The organism is Photobacterium alginatilyticum (assembly GCF_009910675.1).
Classification (GTDB): Bacteria; Pseudomonadota; Gammaproteobacteria; order Enterobacterales; family Vibrionaceae; genus Photobacterium; species Photobacterium alginatilyticum.
The window spans coordinates 1-633 of the sequence record NZ_RSEJ01000192.1; the positions used below are offsets into that span (position 1 = coordinate 1).

Here is a 633-nt window from a genome sequence, read left to right on the forward strand (position 1 = left end):
CACCTTATTGCAGGCGTTAGGCATGACAAAAGACTGCTTTTGGATCTGGTCGTAACCACGTCGCCCAAGAACGGGAACTCTTAGTCCATTCGCTCATCGTAGGGCTGTCCTTAAAGTTCTGGGAAACGCAGGTTGCTCCGTTCTTTGCTGCCTCAGATTATGGCAATAAGCATTCCTAGCTTCCTCGATACAAAGCAGTGAACGGCTTGTCGTTTACTCAAGCCATGAGTCTAGTGATGCAGCCTCGATTAGCACCTCATTAGGCTGTCATGCAAATGTCGTTGGCTTTAAGGTGTTGATAGTCATCATGTCTCGTGAGGATTCGAAGGTGCTGTATCCCATGGTTGGCACTAGATTATGCTGAGAGTTYGCCGGCCAAGTAGGAATGTCACAAGTGGAAATGCCTAACAAAGCAATCAAGGTGACCCGTTACACTCGGYGGTTTTGGTATGAAGTTCGGTGCGCTTGGCTGGTTTTGCGTGGGGCACCTTATTGCAGGCGTTATGCACCTTAGAGCCAAGTTCATCGATGGTAGAATGTTCATCGTATATTTCCACGATTTCTCTGGCTATTCGTTCAGCGAAAGGCTGCCTGAAAGTTCAGAGAACAGCAGGTTGTCGTTTTCTTTGTCGC

General features: G+C 48.0%; 1 protein-coding gene. It reads left to right on the forward strand.

Features of this window, described 5'->3' with window-relative positions; genetic code table 11:
• Positions 1-449: 449 nt before the first annotated feature.
• The coding region (locus EIZ48_RS29275) for a hypothetical protein (RefSeq protein WP_205298651.1) at positions 450-633 on the forward strand (184 nt) is incomplete at its 3' end.